Genomic DNA, 21,441 nt, shown 5'->3' on the forward strand with positions numbered 1-21,441 from the left:
GGGCATCATCATACTATCAAAGCTCCTATCGCGGGAGAGGGGGTAGATCGAAGTGAAATAGAAAAATTTGTGCTCAATTTAAGATGAAATCTTGTCTAAAAAACTTTAGGGACGTTGCCTAGAATTGCGTTATAAATATTTAACCGGTGGAGATGAACCTTAAGCAAGCCCCCACCTCCACCAAAGCGTCTCTAGTGATTTTCCGGTTTAAACAGCAACCTGTTGGTAAAGGCAATGGTTAACGCAGAAACCAGTAAGGTTAGATGAATGACTACTTGCCACAAAACGGCTTCCGTGCTTTGTTTACTCGGATCGATAAACGTGCGCAAAAGATGAATGGATGAGATTCCAATTAAAGCCAATGCTAATTTTATTTTCATGGCCCCTGCATCCAAATGATCCAACCATTCAGGTTGATCTGGGTGTGCTTCCAAATTTAAGCGGGAAACGAACGTTTCATAACCGCCCAAAATCACCATAATAAGCAAGTTGGCAATCATAACCACATCAATTAAATCTAAAACTCCCAACATGATCTGCGTATTATCCGAAGAATTAACATGTTGCATGAGGTGCCAAAGCTCCATCAGGAAACGGTAGACATAAGCGGCCAAAATAAACAATAAACCTATGTATAAAGGCGCCTGCAGCCAACGGCCTGTAAAAATAACCCGGCTTATAATTTGCATGATGGCGTTTAATCTGGGATTTCTTTGGAAGTTAGCAGGCTCAAGTGGTTTGTTCATAATTATCCGTACTCATCAATCATATACTCTGGTGTAAGTAATATGGGCAAAATAGCAAAATTCAAGTCGTGCAAACAGCTCCACAGCAAAGGTTTTCTATTCTTATGTACAGATATCTTTTGATGTTTTACTTATCCGATTATCAATAAGGACTCTCTGCCTTTTTACTTTCCTTTTATTTTAGCAGTGCTCATTGTTGCAAGTTAACGTCTTAAAAGTTAAAGCTTTCTTCAATTCAGCAAAAACGCCTATAAAAACAAAAAGTAGATTAAGCATTAGAATTTGGAATATACCCAGTGGAACATACCCACCAAAAAAAGCCAAACTGCTAATAAAATCGCCGCCATGACAATACTATCCCAGGGCAAAAAACAGATTGCTGCTGCATTTAATGCAATTGCCAAACAAGGAATAAAAAAAGGTACACGGAAAACAGGAGTCCGGTGTTGTTGTTTTTTCTCCTTGAACTTGGTTTTTATTAACGCCGCGCTGCTGAAAGAAAAAACCGTGAGGACAATGGCACTGGTAGAACCGGCTAATCCTTTCAGTGTGCCGGTTAATCCCAAGCCGAATACAATGGGAAAAATGAATAAAATGGCAACGTACGGAGTATGATAACGCGGGTGCACCGTTTGCAAAAATGCAGGCAACAAACGGGCTTCGGCCATCCCGTAGAGTAGCCGTGAAGCCGTGATGTAATTTAATAACGTCGTATTGGTAACCGCAAAAATAGCGATCACTGAAAATATGAAAACAGGCATGGCAGGATAGGATTTGCTGACTACATCCACCAAGGGCGAATCGGACTGGCTCAGCTCAGCGCCAGGAACAATTGCAGTAGCCACGAAGCTTACTCCCAAATATAAAATGCCCGCGCTTCCAAGTGAATAAAGCATGGCACGCGGCAAATTTTTCTTAGGATCCTTTACTTCTTCTGCGATATTTGCCAAGTCTTCAAAGCCTGTGAATGCAAAGAAAGCTAAAGCAGCCCCCTGCAGCAATTCTTTTATTGAAGGGAAGCTGTCAACGACTACACGCTTATCCGGTTGGGAAGTCAGATACCAAAACCCGCAAATTAACACAATAAGTAAGCCACTGATTTCAATGAAGGTGCTGATCATATTCGCTATAGAAGATTGCTGAATGCCGCGGATATTAATAAGAAATAAAATAGTTAAAAAAATAAAAATCCCAAGCCAAACAGGGATTGAAAAGCCAATTGCCCGAACATATCCCACGAATGCCTGCGATAAGGTGGACATGGATAAAATGGTTGCAGTAAACAACAATAACCCGACCAACAGGGACAACCACTTATGCGCAAAAGCTTCCTGCACATAAACGGAAACCCCGCCGCTTCTCGGAAAACGACTGACGAGTTCACCATAACTCAGGGCGGTGAATAGGACAATAGCCATCGCTACAGCAAAAGAAAGCCAAGTTAGTGCCCCGGCATGCCCGGCAACTTTTCCTACCAAAGCATAAATGCCAGCGCCAAGGATATCCCCCACTCCGTAAATAACCACTGCACCCAAGCCCAGTGCACGTATAAGTTTACCTTTCGCTTTTGTACTTGGAGTTATGTCCAATATTAAGTTGTTTGTTTGGGAAGAAAAAACCAGTTTAACACAAGTGAATGATAAGAATAGCTAGCCCACAACAAGCCGGACTGCTTCACAAAGAAGCCGTCTGATTTTCGGGCACTCCAGGCATAAATTTCATACTATGTATAAAATTTGTCATTAAAGTCGCGGCCAACTATAATTCCTTTACCTCAATGGTCTTAAATTATCATGGCTCAAAAAACAGGTTTGGCTAATTTACCCTTGCATTATGGCCGAGTGCCTTCATGGCTTGCCGAACGCATGACCAAATTGGGGACGATCATAAGCCGAGCCATAATCTATCATTACGGACGCGACGAATTTCTTCGGCGTTTAGCCAACCCTTTTTGGTTTCAATCCTTCGGTGCAGTAATGGGTATGGACTGGCATTCATCGGGCATCACCACCAGTGTTATCGGCGCCCTTAAACGCGGCTTGACCCCGCTATCGCGAGAACTTGGCATTCACGTGTGTGGGGGCAGAGGGAAATATTCGCGCCAAACCCCGCAGGAACTCGTCGCAATAGGATGCAAAACTGGCTTTGACGGCGCGCAACTTGCACAATACAGTCGCCTTGTGGCTAAAGTTGATAGCGCGGCTGTGCAGGACGGATTTGCTCTTTACTTGCACGGCTTTATTGTTACCGATGAGGGAAAATGGACCGTCATCCAGCAAGGCATGAATGCTGCCAACCAACAAGCACGGCGATATCATTGGTTATCCGAGGGGCTGCAAAGTTTCGTTGATGCACCACATGCTGCCATCGAAGGACATCATCAAGGCAATATTATCAACCTTACGGATCAACGCGCCCAACTGTCAAGAACCGCGCAAATTGAGCTGTTGAAAACCTTTTCTCCCGAACGCATTCTTGCAGAAATAGCGCAAGGTGGACAACCTCACTCCAAGCCAATAACCGTAACAACAGAACAGCTATCCTTCCCTTGCCTTGCTATGCCAAAGCATCATGAGGTCAGAGCTGAGGATATTTCCTTGCGGCGTTTGCATGGCAACATCGCCGCTGCTATTGATCGTGGCCCGCAAGATTTCTCAGAATTGCTTTTAACGCCTAAAGTAGGTGCGAGGACTGTTCTCGCCCTAGCCATGGTGGCTGAAATCATGCATGGTGCCCCATACAGATTTTCCGATCCTGCTCGCTTTTCAATAGCCCATGGCGGCAAAGACCGCCACCCTTTCCCGGTGCCTACCAAAGTCTATGATGAAACCATCCGCGTCTTAAAGGCAGCGCTTGAAACAGCAAAGCTTGGTCAAAGCGAAAAATTAGATGCCATTAAGCGGCTGGATAAACAAGCACGCGCGCTAGAACGTCACATTATTAGCGGCCCCAGCGTGGATGAAATTCTTGCTCATGAAAAAGACGTTTCATCTCAATACGGCGGCAGGAGCATCTTTGGGTTTGAATAATAAAAGTAAATTATGGAGTGTCACAAAATTTGCAGCTCAGTACCCTAGGGATTGGGGGGGCCATCAAAATTATAAATTAACCCAAATCCCACTTGGGCCGTATTCGGGGAAATTTTAGTGGTTTTTGCGACCATGCCAAATGGTTCAAATACGCTGCTTTTAAGACTTGTGTAATTAATTTGACTGTAATCAAGCATGAATGCCAGTTTTGCCGTCAATGCATGCCGAAGGCCCAGTCCATATCTAAACCCATTACGGTTTTTAGCCTGGCTATGTATTGTAGGATCCGCTTCCACAATTTTTATCCGCCCATTGGCATACCCTAAACGTCCATACAGCACGGTATTGGATGCGAGCATGTATCCAGGAAGTATGCTGACGCTTTCGCTACTTTTAACCTTAAAATAGGTTTTAGAAACAGTTTGATGAATGTATTCCTTATTGATTAAATCATATTGAACCGAGCTAAGATTAGCATTCACCTCCCCTGCCACATAGAAATGATTAATAATTAAGCTGTATCCACCAAACACTGAAGCAAACATACCTGTTCCAGCGAAATGATTTGTGTCGATTACGTCAAAGGTGCCAAGCCTGGTGACATGGGAGCGTTGTTTAAAGCTAGCTCCTTCGGGCCCCATGCTCGCCCCTGCATAGAAACCGGCAAAACAGGGCGTGGTGCTCAGAAAAAAAATGGCAGCGGGGCTTATTTTCCCTAACATGGCATATCCTTAAAACCAGGTTTTTGATTAGAACCCAAAATAAATCCGTGCACGAGCTCCTGAGTGGCCATCATCGTTGCAAGTATGGTTCGTAAGCCAATCACGCAGCACTATCAGGCAAAGGCTGGGGCTTCCACTGCTTGCAGACAAGACAAGACCAATTGCAACTTCGTGCGTCCCCCGTATTCGTTAATATCCAGCTTATAAGCCGCATGGATTTTTCGCGCACGATGATTTGGCCAGGTATTTAAATCTACATTGAAGGCAATGGCATCCAGTGGCTCATTGCCTTGTTCGTGCACCAGCGTTAATTTTAAATGATGCTGCCCGACTAAACGTTGTTCCAAGATTTCAAACACATTATCAAACACAGGTTCTGGAAATTGCTGTCCCCACGGCCCTGCTTCTTGTAACATGCAAGCCAGTTTGAGGCTTAAATCCTGCACCTCCAATGGGCCATCGCTTAATATTTCCCCATAGCAATGGGATAAATCAATATGCTTGCTGACTTCTTTAAGTACTGCTTGCTCAAATTTGGAAAAATTATTTGGATTTATGCTTAAACCCGCAGCCATGGCATGGCCGCCAAATTTAATAATAAGATCCGGGTAATCTTTATCCACAGCGGCTAATACGTCGCGTATATTCAAGCCGGGGATAGAGCGCGCGGAGCCTTTCATTTCTTGTTCACTAACGGCTGCAAAAGCAATAGCCGGCCTGTGGTAGCGTTCTTTCAAGCGGCCGGCTAAGATACCTATAACGCCCTGGTGCCAGGTTGGGTCAAACAAACATAAAGCAACGGGGAGTTGCCTTTCATTTCCCGTTACTTGTCCTGACAATTTATCCAAAGCAGCCAGGGCTTGATCTTTCATTTCAGCTTCAATTTTCCGACGCTCGACATTCAATTCGTCAAGATGCAAAGCCAACATGCGAGCTTTTTCAAAATCTTCACATAACAGGCATTCTATTCCCAACGACATGTCATCCAATCTGCCAGCCGCATTCAAGCGGGGAGCAATGGCAAAACCCAAGTCATTTTCACGCAACTGCCGGCACTTTCTTCCAGAAATTTCAATTAACGCTTGCATACCAGGACGGCATAATCCCTGCCGGATGCGCATGAGCCCTTGATTTACCATGATCCGGTTATTTTGATCAAGCGCGACCACATCGGCTACAGTCCCTAAGGCGACCAAATCTAAGAATTGCGCCATATTGGGCTCAGGCAATCCCATGGAGCCAAACCAATTGCTATTACTCAATTGACGCCGAAGTGCTAGCATTACATAAAAAATTACACCAACTCCTGCAATGGTTTTGCTGGGGAATCGATCACCGGCCTGATTAGGATTTACAATAGCGCATGCTTCTGGAAGCGACTCAGCCGGCAAATGATGATCGGTGATGAGCACATTTATACCAGCTGCATTCGCTGCTGCGACGCCATCGATGCTGGCAATACCATTATCTACTGTGATAATTAAGTCTGGGTGCCATTTTTTAGCTACCTCAACAATGGCAGCTGTTAAACCATAGCCAAATTCAAAACGATTGGGAACCAAAAAGTCGACATGTTGCGCCCCCATGGAACGTAGTGCGGATACTGCTAGTGCACTTGAAGTTGCGCCATCAGCATCAAAATCTCCTATAATTAATATCCGCTGCTGCTGGCGCAAAGCTTGCTCTAAACGTGTCGCAGCCTTATCGATGTCTGTTAAAGTATGGAATGGCAACAATGCGTTTAAACGTTTATCCAAATGCTCCTCATTCATAATGCCGCGGGCAGCATAAACCCGTTGCAAAACAGGATGGATGTTAACCAAAGATGAAGCATAAGAAGGCAATACGCGGCGCTTAATAAGCATGATTAACTCCACAAACGCGACCACCAGGATTTCGCTTGGGTGGTGTATGCAAGATTATTCCAATACCAATGGACAGTATCCTTTCTTAATTGCGATTGCAATTGTAAAAGTAGATTAGAATCAATGGCATCCAGTAATAGCAAATCATTTTTTCCAAACAGTTGAGAAGATTGATAAGGGGTTGCCTGCGTTGATAAATGCTTGGCTAAATTGCAAGTGAATTCACTGTTGTAATGAATAAAACGAGTTTGGGGGGCATCGAGCATGCCCCCGCCCCAAATCCATAATCCATTTACAGCTGGTCCAGGGTTTTTCTGGTGCAAAGGATGAGCACTGAAAAACATTTGGCTTTCCGTAATAAAACGTTGCCAAAAAAAACTTGCATCCAGATTGCGTAATTGCGGCATTAACGATTGATGCAATAACTGCTGCACGGGCTTAGCCTGTATCGAAGGCTTTCCTGGGGCTTGCAGCAGCCACGTAAATCGATCGCAGTAATAAACCGTCATGCCTTCTGGCGCAACAAAATCGCCTAAAACTGCAAACCATTGCTGTGATTCTGCCTCGGAAAGCTGCATCTCACGGCCGCTTGCCAGAATCATGGCGTCATTGTGGCTAGCTTGCCAATGCACCGGAGAAACCATAAGCCATTCTCCCGCAAGGCCATAAAGTCTTCTTAAAAGATCAGCAATGGGTGGAGAACTTTCTGGATAGCCCAGGCAAGTCAGCACGTGATGATAGAAATTTCCCCGACAGACAAGTTCTAAGCTTTCTCTTGGGATATCTTGAATTTCTGCATTGATCACGACATCCATGTTAAACAGCCTTTAAAAAGCCATCCTGTCTAAATAATAACTTTAAGCTTCGCAGTGCCTGCCGTATCCGTTGGGTATTTTCAATGAGGCCAAAGCGTACGAATTCATCCCCCATTTGGCCAAACCCAATTCCTGGAGAAACTGCTACGCAGGCTTCCTGCAAAAGATACTTGCTGAATTCAAGCGAGCCCATATGCCGATAAAATGGCGGGATTTTTGCCCAGACAAACATGGTGGCTCTGGGGCGCTCGACTTGCCAGCCGATATCTTCCAAGCCATCGCATAACACATTGCGCCGATTCTCATACATGCGCCTAATTTCATGCACGCACTCATCGCTTCCTTCAAGAGCAGTAATGGCCGCAACCTGAATTGGAGTAAATGTTCCATAATCCAAATAAGACTTAATTCTAGCCAAAGCGGATACCAACTCTTCATTCCCGCAGACAAACCCTACGCGCCATCCGGGCATATTATATGTTTTGGATAAAGAGTAAGTTTCCACGGCTACATCAAACGCGCCAGGAACTTGCAAAATGGAAGGTGCTTTATACCCGTCAAAAACGATATCAGCGTAGGCTAAATCATGAATTACCCAAATATGGTGCCGTTTGGCCAAAGCCACCACTTGCTCAAAAAACTCATAGTCGACGCAGTGAGCGCTTGGGTTGGAAGGGAAATTAATGACCAAAACTTTAGGCTTTGGCCAGGTTTGCGCAATGGTTTCCTCGACCGCTTGTAAAAACTGCGCCTCATTAAGCAAAGGGATTTGCTTGACGTTAGCTCCGGCAATGACAAATCCATACGTATGGATTGGATAAGCTGGATCGGGCACTATCACCGTATCACCCGGACCGGAAATAGCCAATGCCAAATGGGCCAACCCTTCTTTTGAACCAATGGTAGTCAGCACTTGCTTTTCACTATCCAGGGCAACGCCATAATTTCTTTGATACCAACCTGCCATTGCGCGGCGCAAACGCGGAATACCCTTGGACATGGAATAACGGTGGGTGTCTGGCCGTTTTGCAGTTTCGATTAATTTATCTACTATGTGCTGTGGTGTAGGTTGGTCAGGATTGCCCATGCCAAAATCAATAATGTCTTCACCCCGCGCCCGCGCCTCGGATTTAAGCTGTGTTAAGGTATTAAACACATAAGGAGGTAAGCGCTTAATTCGGGGGAATTGACTCATGATGATTGACCTCTGTGATATAATGTATACAGTGTTAACGCGGAAGCAGTATAAATTATTGAACGATTAAAAACCATGCAAATTACACGTGAACAAAGAGACAAGCACAGTATTCAAGGCTATTCGGAAACAGAAATTAAAATTAATTCTGTGGTTTATACACAAAACCTTTGGGTAAGTCGGGAAACAATAAATGCTGATTGGCGGCCGCAAACCATTCGTGAACTAAATGTTGCCATTCTAGAGCCTTTACTAGTACTCCAGCCCGAAGTCATTGTAATTGGTCACAACACAGGCGGTGCTCAACCGCCTGTCGAAGTTTTGCAACATTTATCCAAATTAAAAATCGGCCTGGAATGCATGAATATTGGAGCAGCAAGCCGTACCTTTAATATTTTATTAAGTGAAGGACGAGCTGTTGCCTTGGGGATTATTTTTTAAACAAGATTTTTGACTGGGAAAAATAATCCTCAACCTCGATTTCCAGATTTTGGAGTCCTTTGAAAAACTTTCTGTATTTTTCCAGCGGCAGAGAACCTAAAATTTCTGTAAATTTTTCTTGAATCAACGATTGTTCGCAATCGTCTGCTTCGAAATTGTCCTGAAAATAATCTGGGTAGAATTTTAACAAAACTAAAACTTTCTCGATTTCATGATTTGCCAGTGCGCGAGTCACTAAATCATGGTTGTCTTTATCAACATATTGAAACCAAGTCGTAGCTCCTGTTCTTTTGGCACAAGCGTTTAAAATAAATTCCAAATCCTTGGCTTCCAGGCTTTGTACTGCTCTATGGAAAAATGTTTCTTCATTTTTATCGTAAATGGCTAGATTCGCTTCTTTGCTAATTAACAAATTTAAAATTTTAAGATAATTATCTTTTTGCTTTGCAGTTTTATAGCCTTCTAAAGTAAAAAACAACGGATAATAACCTGAATGATTTTGCTGGGCATTCATATTGGCACCGTGCTCCAGCAACCAATTTACATTGTCTACCTGACCCAGGAAACTGGCCAACATCAGGGGATTTACCATATCTATTTCCCTGGCATCGATGATTTCATGGTTTTGATTTAAAGCAAGGTATGGGAAATTGACTTCATCTTTTGCCAAATTGGATTGAGCAGACAACAGTTTCTGTTGGGAAACGCATTGTCCAATGCGGGTTTCATACACATTTTGTTGTTTTTTAAGGGGCGTGCAGTGATAAGGGAACACACTGAGCGTATAACTTTTTATATGCTTTTGCAGAAATTCAGCAGTCGATAGATGGCCATCTTGCGGGTTAAGAAATTTATGATGCTGGGCAGCCTGTTCGTTATATACATTGTAAGCAACTAAAAGCTGCTCCCCTTTTTTAATGCCTTGACTAGTATAGATAAGCACCCGCTCATCCTTAAAATTTCTAAATTCAACGTTTGGTTGACATTCAGAACAATTGATATAACGGCCAAAGCCCCCGCTAACTTGTGCATCGATAATTTTCTTTCCAATTTCCATGGCATAATTGCTGTCCATTTTTTCGTTTTTATCAAGAAATTGCTGGAATTCTTCTGGAGTAAAAATCTTCCCGGTGTATTCCGCAATGCATTTTTCTGGGGAAAGATCTTCAACCGCAAAAAGTCCAAAGCTATCGATGACGTCCACGCGCTTTACTTTAAACAAATCTGGTTTATCGTAGGGCGAATGGATGTAGTCTTTGGCATCCATGTTGGTTATATCAAGCTGCTTCATCACTTTGTGTTCCGCCGAGATGGCAATCCTTTTTCTTTGCTTTTTAATACCCTCAGGTTGGGTTTCCTTGGCTTTGTCTGCAAACAATGATTGTTGAGCCAATCCTCTTACAGCTGCGGTTACTTTTAGTTCTATAGACTTGGTTTGTTCCTGTTCTGCTATTTTCTTTCCAGTTCTTCTCTGTTTTTTTAAGGTTTCTTGATATTCCTTATATTTCTCTGGAACTTTTTTGTTGCGCTTCGCTGGAAGGGTTTCTTGGCTGGTTTCAATCTTTTGTTTGCTGTGCATAATCAATTCATTAAGACAATAATTTAGATCGGCATCTTAACAAATGATTATATTTTGATCAAATGATTTTTTTATGAAGCAAAATGACCTAAGAGTTTGAATTAAGAATAAAAATGACTCAGACTTGGCGGCGTGCCTCCAAAACATTTGGAACTTGCTCAAGCCGGGTTAATAATCGAGATAAACTGTTTAAACCATCAATTTCTACCGTGAGCGTAATAAATGAAGTATTTTCTTGTTTGTTAATTTGTGTCTGCAAAGAATATACATGTGCTTTTTCATTCGCCAGTAAAGAAGTGATATCCCGCAGTAAACCGGTTCGATCAAACGCTCGTATTAAGATATCAACGACATAATGCTCGCGTGTGGTACTTCCCCAGTTCACTTGTAAAAAACGTTGCCGTTGCCTTTCGCCCGCATGGATGATGTTGGGGCAATCCTGTCTATGTACAGACACGCCTCTGCCCAAAGTAATGTAGCCAATTACCGCATCCCCTGGCACCGGTTGACAGCATCTTGCCATATGAGTTAATAAATTCCCCACGCCTTCTATACGTAAATCACTGCCGGATACCTCGGGTTTGAGCTGGGGTTTTACAATATTTTGGATGGCAACCTCTTGCGGCTCAGCGGGAGTAATGCGGTTTAATATTTGCCCAAGCCTTAGATCGCCACGTCCTAGGGCTGCGTATAAATCATCGAGGCTCTTAAAATTTAAGGAGACTACAACGTCTTGTAAACGCTCTGTTTTGATCCCTAATGCTTTTAATTCCTGATCTAAAATTTCGCGCCCTTCATCGCGGTTGCGATCATAATCCTGCATTTTAAACCAGTGCAACACTTTCGCTTTCGCGCGCGGAGTTTTCAGATAATTTAAATGTGGGTTGATCCAATCTCTGGATGGGCGTGCCTCTTTCCCCGTTAAAATTTCAACCCGGTCTCCTGTTTTCAATTTATAAGTCAAAGGGACAATATGCCCATTTACCTTGGCCCCGCGGCAACGGTGCCCTAACTCACTGTGCACGTGGTAAGCAAAATCAAGCGGGGTGACACCATGCGGTAAATCCAAAACATCGCCATCTGGTGTAAACACATACACCCTATCTTCAAGAAATTCGGTTTCAACGGCCGGTGAAATACCTTGGTTCGTTGCCATTTCCTGATGCCATGCCAAAACGTCGCGCAGCCATTCAATTTTACGTTCATGGCTTTCCTTACGTGCTACACCACCTTCCTTATATTTCCAATGAGCAGCAACTCCCATTTCAGCCTGTTCATGCATTTTAAAGGTACGGATTTGTACTTCGAACACCCGCCCTTCTTTACCCGTTACCGCAGTATGCAGGGATTGATAACCATTTGGCTTAGGATGAATAATATAATCATCAAATTCAGCAACCACCTGTGGCCATTTTGCATGCACCAAACCCAAAACTTCATAACATTGAGCTTCTGTTTCAACTAAGATACGCACGGCTGTTGCATCATAAATTTCTTCAAGCGATACATTTTTCCGTTGCATTTTGCGGTAAATACTGTGAATGTGTTTGGAGCGGCCATATACGGCAAAATGCTGAAAACCTAAATTTTTTATGTGTTGATTTAATTCTTCAATAATTTCATTAACAAAATGGTCGCGTTCCAAGCGCTTGGATTTGAGACCTTTGGCAATGGCCTTATAGTCTTCGGGATGGAGGTGGCGAAATGCCAAATCCTCCATTTCCCATTTAATTGCACCAATCCCCAAACGATTGGCCAGCGGGGCATAAATTTCCATAGCCTCAGTCGCCATTTGTATTCGTATGGCTTCCGACATGGGGGCAAGAGATCGCAAGACACAGAGACGCTCGGCAAGTTTAATCAAAACGACGCGGACATCGTCTACCATGGCCAACAGCATTTTTCGTATGTTATCGATTTGATGTTTGCTCTGCGGATACTTACCCAGCACACGAAGATTGGAAATGGCATTCATTTTTTCAATGCCTTTCACCAATTTTGCGATGTTGCTGCCAAGTTGCTCTTCTACCACATCCATCGACAGTTCGGCGTAATGAACCGTTTCATAAATGATAGCGGCTATTAACGTTTCGTGGTCGACTTCCAAATCAGCCAATACATCTGCCATCGCCAACCCTTGCTGAAAACAAGGCTCCCCCGTCTCCGTCGGGTGATCTTGGCCTGCCAGCTGGCTCAATGTACATGCGGTACGCAATCGTTCCAGATCTTGAAAATATCCTTTGCTGCCTAAATGATGCAGCCATTGCTCCACATCAATGCTGCCATCAGCTAACAAAAGGGTATTTTCTTTCACACGTACCATACGCCATTATCCTTTTTCAAATAATGCAATCGACTCCACATGAGCAGTATGCGGGAACATATCCATCACTCCGGCTGCTGTCATTTGATATCCTTGTTGCTTAACCAAAATACCTGCATCACGAGCCAAAGTTGCTGGATTACAGGATATGTAAACTATACGCTGAGGCGCAATTTTATTGATATTTTGCACAATGGTTAGGGCACCCGTGCGCGGTGGGTCTAACAATACTTTATTAAACTGGTAGGGCCGCAGCAAAGCCAGTGCTTCTTCGTCTTCCAGATTGGCACAAAAAAACTCAGTATTATCAATCGCGTTGCACTTTGCATTCATAGAAGCCCGCTGCACCATAGTCTGGCTTCCCTCCACACCCACAACTCGATGGCATAGTTTAGCCATAGGCAGGGAAAAATTTCCTAAACCACAAAAAAGGTCCAACACTTTGTCATCGCAGCATAAATCCAATAAGGTTAATGCCTGTTTAACCATTATTTGGTTTAACGAACTATTCACTTGGGTAAAATCAGTGGGGTGAAACTTAAAACGAATACCTTGCTCAGGTAACGCATACGTTAAAAATTCCCCCGCTTCTTTTGGATAAAACAAAAATACGCTCTCTGGTCCTCCAGGCTGCAAGAAAATCTTAAATCCTGTGTCCTTGGCAAATTGTTGCAATTTTACTTCATCATCTATGCTTAAAGGGGATAGGTTGCGGAAAATTAAAGCAACATCTTCGTCCCCGGCAGCCACCTCCACTTGAGCAATGGAGTGCGGATCAGAAAAGGCAGCCAATAATGTGCGCAAAACGCTGATATTGGCATCCACCTTGGCATTTAAAACCGGACAATGATGAATTTCTGTAATGAAGCGCGGATTGTTTCTTTCACGAAACCCCACCAGCGTGGCTTGTTTTTTTTCTACGAAGCGCACACTCAAGCGGGCTTTATTACGATAATTCCATGCTTGCGCAGTTAATGGTAGCAGCCAATACTTAGGCTCAACATGCCCCATACGACTCAACAAGTCAGCAAGCTGCATTTGTTTTTCAACAATTTGCTTTTCTTCATGCAAGTGCTGCAAAGAACAGCCGCCACATAAATCGTAGTGCGAGCAAGCAGGTTCGCTGCGATCTTGGGAGCGCTCCATAATGGAGAGTAATTTGCCTTCATCAAAATCTTTTTTTTGCCGCAAATATTCAAAAGTAACTGTTTCTCCTGAAAGCGCACCTTGTACAAAAGTAGTCTTACCTTCAATGCGGGCAATGCCTCTCCCATCGTGACTTAATTTTTCAATAACAGCCTGTACGGGGATTTTGGTTACTTGATTCCGTCTTTTACTCATTTTAAATCTCAAACTGCTTACTACGGCGACAAACTTTATAAGCTTGCCAGAAACGAATCCACCTCACGCGGGGACAATTCGGTAAACTGTCCCCGTGCAAGTGAACGAGGCATGTACAATTTTCCATAGCGTATGCGAATTAAACGGCTCACTTCAACACCTTGCGATTCCCATAGCCGCCTCACTTCACGATTCCTTCCTTCACTTAATACAACATGATACCAAGTGTTGGAACCTTCTCCGCCGCGGAATTCAATTTTTTTGAATTTGGCAAACCCATCCTCCAATTGTACGCCTTTTTGTAAATTCCTAATCGCTTCGGCGCTGACTTCTCCACGGACCCTGACCGCATATTCCCGCTCCAGCTCGTATTTAGGATGCATTAAGCGATTGGCCAATTCACCGTTATTCGTAAAAATTAATAAACCGGATGTATTAATGTCCAAGCGCCCCACTTGCACCCAACGTCCTTGCTTTAACACGGGCAAATTATCAAATACGGTTTTGCTATGTTTCGGATCATGCCTGCTTGAAATTTCACCAACAGGCTTGTGATAAAGCAATATGCGTGTTTTCTGTGCCAATTTCAAGGGATTTGCAATCAAGCGGCCGCGTACGCTGATTTTATCTTCGGCCGAAGCCACATCGCCCAGTTTGGCTGGTACGCCATTAACTTCAATCAACCCTTGTTCAATCCAGCGTTCCATTTCACGTCTGGAACCCAAACCGGCCTGGCTTAAAATTTTTTGTAATCGTTCATTACTCATGATGGATCATTTGCTCTAAAGTTGGTAAGTCATTAAGACTTTGTAAATTAAAATAATCAAGAAATCCCTTGGTTGTTACATAAACAGCCGGCTTGCCAGGAACGTCGCGATGACCTGCTATGCGAATCCACTCCCTCTCCAATAGCGTTTTTAAAATTGAAGTACTTACTGCAACCCCGCGCACATCTTCGATATCCGCACGCGTAACCGGCTGCCGATAAGCAATAATGGCTAAGGTTTCCAATAAAGCACGCGAATATTTAGCCGGCCTTTCCACAAGCAATCTTGCTATCCACGGACTGAAACGCATCCGGGTTTGCAGGCAATACCCCCCTGGCAGATGCTTTAATTCTATGGCCCTGTGTTTATAATCTTCACTAAGCGCATGAATGGCCGCTTGGATTTGCTCAACATTCGGTTTATTTTCCTCTTCAAAAGCTTCTAACATTTTATTCAGTGTAAGCGGGCCATTGCTCATCAATAAAGCTTCGATAATTAATTTTAGTTCAGCTTTATCCATGGTGTGGTGCCTTGAGATAAATAGGCGCAAATGCATCGGCTTGCATGATAATCACCAAGGATTGCCTGGATAATTCCAAGGTAGCCAGTAAAGTAACCACTAAACCGGCACGCCCTTCATCATGGCTTAGGAAAGTGCAAATTTCTACTAAAGCTCTATCCTGCAAACCTGCTAAAATTTTATTCATGCGATCGCGTACTGATAAAGGCTCTTTAATTATTTGATGTTGTAACAAATGCGATTGCTGCTCTAAAAGCTGTGTCATCACTGCAGCCAACTGAGCCAGTTCAATGCTTGGGTAAGCTGTTATCGCTTCGACTTCAGCAGCAAGATGCACCTGAAAGACATCGCGCTCATAACGAGGCAAGGCATCAATATAAGCTGCTGCTTTTTTAAACTGCTCATAAGCTTGCAAACGCCTGACTAACGTCATGCGTGGATCTTCATCGGCTTCTTCATCTTGTGTACCCACAACCGGCGGCAATAGCATCCTTGATTTTATTTCTGCCAACAAGGCGGCCATTACCAAATAATCCGCTGCCAATTCCAGGCGTCTTTCCTTCATGAGCTGTATGTATTGCATGTACTGTTGCGTAATGAGCGTGATGGGAATATTCAATATATCGATGTTTTGCCGCCTGATTAGATACAATAAGAGATCCAAAGGCCCACTGAAAGAATCCAGTAATACTTCCAAAGCATCCGGAGGAATAAACAAATCACCGGGGAGTTCAGTGAGCGGTTTACCCTCCACGATGGCAACAACATGAGTAGAGCTTTCCCTGCATTCACTCATCAGTAATCCAAACCCATCGCTTCCCGAATGTCTTCCATGGTTTTATTCGCTTCATCCCGAGCTTGCTCACTGCCTTCAGCAATAATTCGTTTTACTGAACCCAAATCAGATTCATATTCGCCGATTGCTGCCTGAATAGGTGCAAGCTCCCGATTAATGGCATCGATCACAGGGCGTTTACAATCGATGCAACCAATGCCGGCCGTACGACACCCCGTCTGTGCCCAGTCTTTTACCTCTTCATTTGAATAAACTTTATGAAATTGCCATAAAGGACAGCGTTCCGGCTCGCCTGGATCCGTGCGTTTCACCCGTGCTGGATCAGTAGGCATGGTAAGAATTTTCTTTTCAACCTGTTCGGGCGTATCGCGCAAGGTAATCGTATTGTTATACGATTTTGACATTTTGTTGCCGTCAAGACCTGGCATTTTCGCATGCTCGGTAAGCAGCAGTTGCGGTTCGGGTAAAATAATTTTTCCTGAGCCATCCAGATAACCCAATAAGCGTTCCTTGTCTCCCAAAGATAAATTCAGTTGGTTGGCAAGCAAAGCTTGTGCCGTATTTAATGATTCATGGCAACCTTCTTGCTGGAATTTTTTACGCAATTCAATATAAAGATTACCATTCTTTTTACCCATTTTTTTTATGGCATCATTGACTAAAGCTTCAAAATTGGGCTCACGACCATAAATATAGTTAAAGCGCCTTGCTACTTCTCGAATAAGCTCCACATGCGGCGCTTGATCTTCACCTACGGGTACAAAATTAGCCTTGTACAACAAAACATCCGCGCTTTGCAGCAAAGGATACCCCAAAAACCCATAGGTGGATAAATCCTTATCACGTAATTTTTCCTGTTGTTCCTTATAGCTGGGAACCCGCTCTAACCAACCTAGCGGCGTTATCATGGAAAGCAGTAAATGCAATTCGGCATGTTCTGGGACCCATGACTGGATAAATACGCGAGACAAGCTTGGATTAATGCCGCAAGCTAGCCAGTCCACAATCATATCCCAGATGTATTTCTCCATGCGCCCCGGTTCATCATAATGAGTGGTCAATCCGTGCCAATCGGCGACAAAAAAGAAGCAATCGTATTGGTGCTGTAGTTTTAACCAATTTTCCAGCACACCGTGATAATGACCCAAGTGCAAGGGGCCGCTGGCCCGCATCCCGGAAACAACTCGTTTATTGGCACTGAATAAAGCTGACATCAAAATCCTCGAAATAAAAGCAAAATAAACTTATACACGCCGCAGGCAATATGACGATTTTTAGTAACATGCGCGGCTAGTTTACCACGTCTTCGCAGCAATTATTTAAATGGGGTCGGATCTCCCCTGCCTTCGCGAAGGATTGCCGGGAAATCACCGGTCAAATCGACTACCGTAGTCGGTTGCTGGTCGCAATTTCCCCCATCAATGATTAAATCAATTTGGTTACCCAAGACATCCCGAATAGACTCAGGCTCGCTTAATGGAGCTTTGGCGCCGGGCAATATCAATGTAGTGCTCATCAAAGGCGCATCCAAACTTTCCAGTAACGCTAGGGTAATCGTATTTTCCGGTATGCGCAGGCCCAACGTTTTACGTTTTGGATGCAACATACGTCGCGGCACTTCTCGAGTTGCATTTAAAATAAAGGTATAAGGGCCCGGGGTGAACGCTTTCAACAATCGGAAAATGGGATTGCTTACCCGCGCATAAGTACCAATCTGCGATAAATCCCGGCAAACCAAAGTCATGTTGTGGTTCTTATCCAATTGCCGCAAATCCCGAATGCGATCGAGCGCTGATTTATTACCCAATGCGCAGCCGAGTGCATAGCCTGAATCTGTGGGGTAAACAATCAAGCCCCCCTCTTCAATAACCCCTACTGCTTGGCGGATTAACCTTGATTGTGGATTATCAGGATGTATTGCAAAAAACTGACTCATAATATCCCCTGTTAACCTTAAAGAAACATTAGAAATGAATTCGGTGAAAAGCTTAACAGAAGCTTAAAACATCGGAAATTATCTCTACTGTTTACAAAAAAGTTGTATTCCATTTATGCCAGATAGGCGTACAGTTTAACGGTAATTGTTGCTGTTGGCCAAGATTTGTGTTCGATATGGCATCTCCATGGTAATCCGACCCGGTGGAAGCGTATAATTTAAATCGCTCGCATAATGAAGCCAACTCATTAATTTGCACTGAAGTCATCCCGCCGGATATTACTTCCATCCCCTCACCGCCTGCACTTTTAAAAACACTGATCAAGTCATGCAACTTGGAGCGGGTTAATTTATATTTCAGCGGATGGGCAATCACTGCTTGTCCGCCTGCATGGGTGATCGCTGCTACTGCCGTTTCAACGCTGCACCAAGGCGTGGGCACATAAGCCCCCTTTCCGCGCCCTAAAAATCGCTTAAAGGCAGTTTGGATGTCTTTAACAATTCCCTCATTTACTAAAACCTGCGCAAAATGCGGCCTGCCCACTGCACCATGTCCTGCTATGTCGCAGGCTTTCTGGTAAGCATTTTGTATCCCTAAATGCGACAAACACTCAGAAATCTGCAGAGCACGAACTTGCCGGCTGTCGTGCTGCTTCGCAATTAATGCAGTCAAGACTGTGTCTTTCGGATTAATATTTAACCCCAGGATATGGATGTCATGTTTCTTCCAACGCACACTAAGCTCAATGCCATTGACGATTTGAATATCCTTAGCAAAAGCAGCTTCATTTAATAAATTAAGTCCTGCCACGCTGTCATGGTCAGTAAGAGCCAATAGCCTTACCTTCGCGTGAATTGCTTTCGCAAGCAAGTCTGCAGGGCTTAACAATCCATCGGAAAAACAACTGTGGCAATGCAGGTCAATCATAATTAGTACACATTAGAAAAAAAGAGTATAGCTTTATAATTAACGATTATACTTGATGAAAATAAAAATATCAGATTATTCCTTAAATCAGCAATTCACTTGCGAAACAGCAAATCCATGCACTATCCTATAAGTAGATTCATTAACTTTTAAATAAACATTGAGTAGTACACTTTTTAAGGATTTACTGGAAACACCTGCCTTCAATGCATTGGAACTCGCCAACCTATGCGGTTCATTGCATCAGAATATAACAACACTTGAGCGGATTTTTAAAATCATCATCAAGCCTAAGGGCAATGCGATTGAATTGAGAGGCGACTCGGAAGCAAATATACAATCCGCGAAGAGAACTTTGATCAGGTTGCATGCATTGGCAAAACATCCAATCACCACATCAATCATTATGTCTCAATTGGACCATGAGGAATACAGCACCAAAATGACCAACCAAATTTACTTGAATCGTAAAAGTATTTTGCCACGCAATGCCAAACAAGCTGAGTATCTGGGAGGCATTGATCACTATGATCTGACATTTGCCGTAGGCCCTGCCGGCACAGGCAAAACTTACTTGGCTGTGGCGAAGGCTATTCAAAGCTTTGAAAAAGGCGAAGTTCAACGTTTAGTATTTGTACGGCCAGCCGTTGAGGCTGGCGAAAAATTGGGATTTTTGCCTGGGGATTTGGTTGAAAAAGTTTTACCTTATCTTCGCCCAATTTATGATGCGCTTTATGAAATGCTGGGCTTTAAGGAAGCACAAAAATTAATACAAAGCGATGTAATCGAAGTACTGCCGCTTGCGTTCATGCGCGGCCGCACATTAAATGAAGCGTTCATCATTCTGGATGAGGCACAAAATACAACCATTATGCAAATGAAAATGTTCTTAACCCGTATCGGTTTCGGTTCCAAAGCTGTAGTAACCGGCGATACCACGCAAGTGGATTTGCCAAAAGGTACTGATTCTGGCCTTCCACACGCCATTCAATTGCTGAAAGCAATTGAAGGAATAGGTATCTATCAATTTTCCAGCCGCGAAGTGGTCAGGCATCCTTTGGTTGCAAAAATTATCGACAGTTACGAGGAAGGGAGCAAGGATACTAAGAAATGAATTACCATGTTGATATTCAAGATGCGTGCGCCACTCCTCTTCCTGTTCCCGAACACGTATTATTGCAGTGGGTTGAGTTGGCGCTCTCGGAAAAAACGACTGCGGAATTGACGTTAAGATTCGTGGATATTGATGAAATGACTCATCTTAACCACACTTACCGCAGTAAAAATGCCCCAACCAATGTTCTTGCTTTCCCGGCCACTCTGCCGCAAACTATTGAACTGGAGCTGCCTTTACTTGGCGACGTCATTATTTGTCCTGCTGTTCTTGCACAAGAAAGCCAAACATTAAATAAACCATTAATTGCACATTGGGCACATATTGTAATTCATGGCACATTGCATTTGCTTGGGTATGATCATATACAGGAAGAAGATGCTTGTCTCATGCAGGCTATTGAAACTAAATTACTGGCCCAGCTTGGTTTTGAAGATCCCTATCATGCAGAGGAAAATAAAAATTGAATAAGGATGATGAGACGAGTTGGTTCATGCGCTTAAAACAATTTTTACAGCTTGAGCCTCAAAACAAAGAAGAATTAATAAGCTTGTTGCGCGATGCGCAAATTCGCTCTTTGATCGATGCCGAAACGCTTGCGATGATAGAAGGCGTTATTTTATTTTCCCAAATGAAAGTCCGGGACATTATGCTTCCTAAAAAGCAAATGACTTGCGTACCGCAAGATGCTGAATTAAACGAGGTGATTGATATTGTCACGCAATCAGGACATTCACGCTTTCCGGTAACCGGAGATAGCAAGGATGATGTAGTCGGCATTTTGCATGCTAAAGATTTACTGCGCTTTCATGGGCAAAGTGAAACTTTCGATGTTTTAGATATTGCCCGGCAGGTAACCTTTGTTCCGGAAAGCAAGCGGCTGGATTTATTGCTGGGTGAATTTAAAAATAACCGCAATCATATGGCCATTGTCGTGGATGAATATGGTGCCGTAGCCGGGTTTGTTACACTGGAAGACATCATCGAACAAATCATCGGCGACATCGAAGATGAATTTGACATCGATGAAGAAGCCTATATCAAATCCCATGGCGATGCACACTATATTATTAAAGCCCATACGCCCATTGAGGAATTTAATGAGCAATTGGGTACAAATTTCAGCGATGAATCCTATGACACAATTGGCGGTATCGTCATGGCTAATTTTGGTTATCTGCCCAAACGAGGCGAAATTGTCGCCATTGATGACTTTGAATTTAAAATCCTCAATGCCGATGCCAGACGAATCAAACTGTTGGAATGTCATGATCGTCGCGAAAAAACCGCAGCATCCTCTTTTATTGCTAATAATGAATCTTAA

Annotated in this window: 20 protein-coding genes; 5 read left to right on the forward strand and 15 right to left on the reverse strand. The window is 43.5% G+C overall.

Going from position 1 to position 21,441, the window contains the following annotated elements:
- Positions 1-191 precede the first annotated feature (191 nt).
- Both ELY11_RS03805 and ELY11_RS03810 read right to left on the reverse strand, forming a co-directional pair.
- Positions 192-689 (reverse strand): TIGR00645 family protein, encoded by a 498-nt coding sequence (locus ELY11_RS03805; RefSeq protein ID WP_127032579.1) that lies wholly within the window; start codon positions 687-689, stop codon positions 192-194.
- A 332-nt stretch (positions 690-1,021) separates the two neighbouring features.
- The gene (locus ELY11_RS03810) at positions 1,022-2,335 is read right to left on the reverse strand and encodes an APC family permease (protein WP_158615168.1); all 1,314 of its coding nucleotides are present in this window, start codon (positions 2,333-2,335) and stop codon (positions 1,022-1,024) included.
- A 204-nt stretch (positions 2,336-2,539) separates the two neighbouring features.
- Here ELY11_RS03810 and ELY11_RS03815 point away from each other — a divergent pair, with 204 nt between their 5' ends.
- Positions 2,540-3,775, forward strand: coding sequence for a DUF763 domain-containing protein (locus ELY11_RS03815; protein WP_127032560.1), 1,236 nt, complete (start codon positions 2,540-2,542; stop codon positions 3,773-3,775).
- Between the two features lie 44 nt (positions 3,776-3,819).
- Here ELY11_RS03815 and ELY11_RS03820 read toward each other — a convergent pair whose 3' ends face one another.
- The 4 genes from ELY11_RS03820 to alaC form a co-directional block, all read right to left on the reverse strand.
- Positions 3,820-4,497: an outer membrane protein gene (locus ELY11_RS03820; protein ID WP_127032561.1), complete on the reverse strand. Its 678-nt coding sequence runs from the start codon at positions 4,495-4,497 to the stop codon at positions 3,820-3,822.
- A 113-nt stretch (positions 4,498-4,610) separates the two neighbouring features.
- Positions 4,611-6,362 (reverse strand): single-stranded-DNA-specific exonuclease RecJ, encoded by a 1,752-nt coding sequence (recJ, locus tag ELY11_RS03825; RefSeq protein ID WP_126953538.1) that lies wholly within the window; start codon positions 6,360-6,362, stop codon positions 4,611-4,613.
- A gap of 2 nt (positions 6,363-6,364) precedes the next feature.
- Positions 6,365-7,177 carry a hypothetical protein gene (locus ELY11_RS03830; protein ID WP_127032562.1) on the reverse strand — a complete coding sequence of 271 codons (813 nt, stop codon included), beginning with the start codon at positions 7,175-7,177 and terminating at the stop codon, positions 6,365-6,367.
- A 1-nt stretch (position 7,178) separates the two neighbouring features.
- Complete coding sequence (gene alaC, locus ELY11_RS03835; RefSeq protein ID WP_126953536.1) at positions 7,179-8,372, reverse strand: alanine transaminase; 1,194 nt, start codon at positions 8,370-8,372, stop codon at positions 7,179-7,181.
- Positions 8,373-8,447: 75 nt separating this feature from the next.
- Between alaC and ELY11_RS03840 the strand changes: the two genes are divergently transcribed.
- Positions 8,448-8,813, forward strand: coding sequence for an Mth938-like domain-containing protein (locus ELY11_RS03840; RefSeq protein WP_126953535.1), 366 nt, complete (start codon positions 8,448-8,450; stop codon positions 8,811-8,813).
- On the opposite strand, the gene ELY11_RS03845 is transcribed toward ELY11_RS03840, so the two are convergent.
- From ELY11_RS03845 to ELY11_RS03885, 9 genes are all read right to left on the reverse strand, one after another.
- Entirely contained in the window at positions 8,803-10,392 is a 1,590-nt protein-coding gene (locus ELY11_RS03845) for an SET domain-containing protein-lysine N-methyltransferase (protein ID WP_126953534.1), read from the reverse strand. The genes ELY11_RS03840 and ELY11_RS03845 overlap by 11 nt on opposite strands.
- A 118-nt stretch (positions 10,393-10,510) precedes the next feature.
- Positions 10,511-12,715, reverse strand: coding sequence for a GTP diphosphokinase (relA, locus tag ELY11_RS03850; RefSeq protein ID WP_126953533.1), 2,205 nt, complete (start codon positions 12,713-12,715; stop codon positions 10,511-10,513).
- A gap of 6 nt (positions 12,716-12,721) precedes the next feature.
- Entirely contained in the window at positions 12,722-14,056 is a 1,335-nt protein-coding gene (gene rlmD / locus ELY11_RS03855) for a 23S rRNA (uracil(1939)-C(5))-methyltransferase RlmD (RefSeq protein ID WP_127032563.1), read from the reverse strand.
- A gap of 35 nt (positions 14,057-14,091) precedes the next feature.
- Positions 14,092-14,823, reverse strand: a complete 732-nt coding sequence (gene rluB / locus ELY11_RS03860) for a 23S rRNA pseudouridine(2605) synthase RluB (RefSeq protein WP_126953531.1) — start codon at positions 14,821-14,823, stop codon at positions 14,092-14,094.
- Positions 14,816-15,343, reverse strand: coding sequence for an SMC-Scp complex subunit ScpB (gene scpB / locus ELY11_RS03865; protein WP_126953530.1), 528 nt, complete (start codon positions 15,341-15,343; stop codon positions 14,816-14,818). Before scpB ends, rluB begins: the two co-directional genes overlap by 8 nt.
- The gene (locus tag ELY11_RS03870) at positions 15,336-16,139 is read right to left on the reverse strand and encodes a segregation and condensation protein A (RefSeq protein ID WP_126953529.1); all 804 of its coding nucleotides are present in this window, start codon (positions 16,137-16,139) and stop codon (positions 15,336-15,338) included. The genes scpB and ELY11_RS03870 overlap by 8 nt, the downstream gene beginning before the upstream one ends.
- Complete coding sequence (locus ELY11_RS03875) at positions 16,139-17,353, reverse strand: tryptophan--tRNA ligase (RefSeq protein WP_126953528.1); 1,215 nt, start codon at positions 17,351-17,353, stop codon at positions 16,139-16,141. The genes ELY11_RS03870 and ELY11_RS03875 overlap by 1 nt, the downstream gene beginning before the upstream one ends.
- Before the next feature lie 101 nt (positions 17,354-17,454).
- Positions 17,455-18,075 carry an L-threonylcarbamoyladenylate synthase gene (locus ELY11_RS03880; protein ID WP_126953527.1) on the reverse strand — a complete coding sequence of 207 codons (621 nt, stop codon included), beginning with the start codon at positions 18,073-18,075 and terminating at the stop codon, positions 17,455-17,457.
- 91 nt (positions 18,076-18,166) lie between these two features.
- On the reverse strand, positions 18,167-19,003 hold the full coding sequence (locus ELY11_RS03885; RefSeq protein WP_127032564.1) for a PHP domain-containing protein: 837 nt from the start codon (positions 19,001-19,003) through the stop codon (positions 18,167-18,169).
- A gap of 160 nt (positions 19,004-19,163) precedes the next feature.
- Here ELY11_RS03885 and ELY11_RS03890 point away from each other — a divergent pair, with 160 nt between their 5' ends.
- The 3 genes from ELY11_RS03890 to ELY11_RS03900 are packed head-to-tail and all read left to right on the forward strand — an operon-like array spanning position 19,164 to position 21,441.
- Entirely contained in the window at positions 19,164-20,117 is a 954-nt protein-coding gene (locus ELY11_RS03890) for a PhoH family protein (RefSeq protein WP_199737744.1), read from the forward strand.
- Positions 20,114-20,584, forward strand: coding sequence for an rRNA maturation RNase YbeY (gene ybeY / locus ELY11_RS03895; protein WP_126953525.1), 471 nt, complete (start codon positions 20,114-20,116; stop codon positions 20,582-20,584). The genes ELY11_RS03890 and ybeY overlap by 4 nt, the downstream gene beginning before the upstream one ends.
- On the forward strand, positions 20,581-21,441 hold the full coding sequence (locus ELY11_RS03900) for an HlyC/CorC family transporter (RefSeq protein ID WP_199737742.1): 861 nt from the start codon (positions 20,581-20,583) through the stop codon (positions 21,439-21,441). The genes ybeY and ELY11_RS03900 overlap by 4 nt, the downstream gene beginning before the upstream one ends.

The sequence above is a fragment of the Legionella septentrionalis genome, assembly GCF_003989745.1.
Lineage (GTDB): Bacteria > Pseudomonadota > Gammaproteobacteria > Legionellales > Legionellaceae > Legionella_A > Legionella_A septentrionalis.

Bases quoted from the DNA above. Each gene is read 5' to 3' on its own strand.
- ELY11_RS03805 (WP_127032579.1), bottom strand. From the start codon at position 689: ATGCAAATTATAAGCCGGGTTATTTTTACAGGCCGTTGGCTGCAGGCG.
- ELY11_RS03815 (WP_127032560.1), top strand. From the start codon at position 2,540: ATGGCTCAAAAAACAGGTTTGGCTAATTTACCCTTGCATTATGGCCGA.
- ELY11_RS03820 (WP_127032561.1), bottom strand. From the start codon at position 4,497: ATGTTAGGGAAAATAAGCCCCGCTGCCATTTTTTTTCTGAGCACCACG.
- recJ (WP_126953538.1), bottom strand. From the start codon at position 6,362: ATGCTTATTAAGCGCCGCGTATTGCCTTCTTATGCTTCATCTTTGGTT.
- ELY11_RS03830 (WP_127032562.1), bottom strand. From the start codon at position 7,177: ATGGATGTCGTGATCAATGCAGAAATTCAAGATATCCCAAGAGAAAGC.
- alaC (WP_126953536.1), bottom strand. From the start codon at position 8,372: ATGAGTCAATTCCCCCGAATTAAGCGCTTACCTCCTTATGTGTTTAAT.
- ELY11_RS03840 (WP_126953535.1), top strand. From the start codon at position 8,448: ATGCAAATTACACGTGAACAAAGAGACAAGCACAGTATTCAAGGCTAT.
- ELY11_RS03845 (WP_126953534.1), bottom strand. From the start codon at position 10,392: ATGCACAGCAAACAAAAGATTGAAACCAGCCAAGAAACCCTTCCAGCG.
- relA (WP_126953533.1), bottom strand. From the start codon at position 12,715: ATGGTACGTGTGAAAGAAAATACCCTTTTGTTAGCTGATGGCAGCATT.
- rlmD (WP_127032563.1), bottom strand. From the start codon at position 14,056: ATGAGTAAAAGACGGAATCAAGTAACCAAAATCCCCGTACAGGCTGTT.
- rluB (WP_126953531.1), bottom strand. From the start codon at position 14,823: ATGAGTAATGAACGATTACAAAAAATTTTAAGCCAGGCCGGTTTGGGT.
- scpB (WP_126953530.1), bottom strand. From the start codon at position 15,343: ATGGATAAAGCTGAACTAAAATTAATTATCGAAGCTTTATTGATGAGC.
- ELY11_RS03870 (WP_126953529.1), bottom strand. From the start codon at position 16,139: ATGAGTGAATGCAGGGAAAGCTCTACTCATGTTGTTGCCATCGTGGAG.
- ELY11_RS03875 (WP_126953528.1), bottom strand. From the start codon at position 17,353: ATGTCAGCTTTATTCAGTGCCAATAAACGAGTTGTTTCCGGGATGCGG.
- ELY11_RS03880 (WP_126953527.1), bottom strand. From the start codon at position 18,075: ATGAGTCAGTTTTTTGCAATACATCCTGATAATCCACAATCAAGGTTA.
- ELY11_RS03885 (WP_127032564.1), bottom strand. From the start codon at position 19,003: ATGATTGACCTGCATTGCCACAGTTGTTTTTCCGATGGATTGTTAAGC.
- ybeY (WP_126953525.1), top strand. From the start codon at position 20,114: ATGAATTACCATGTTGATATTCAAGATGCGTGCGCCACTCCTCTTCCT.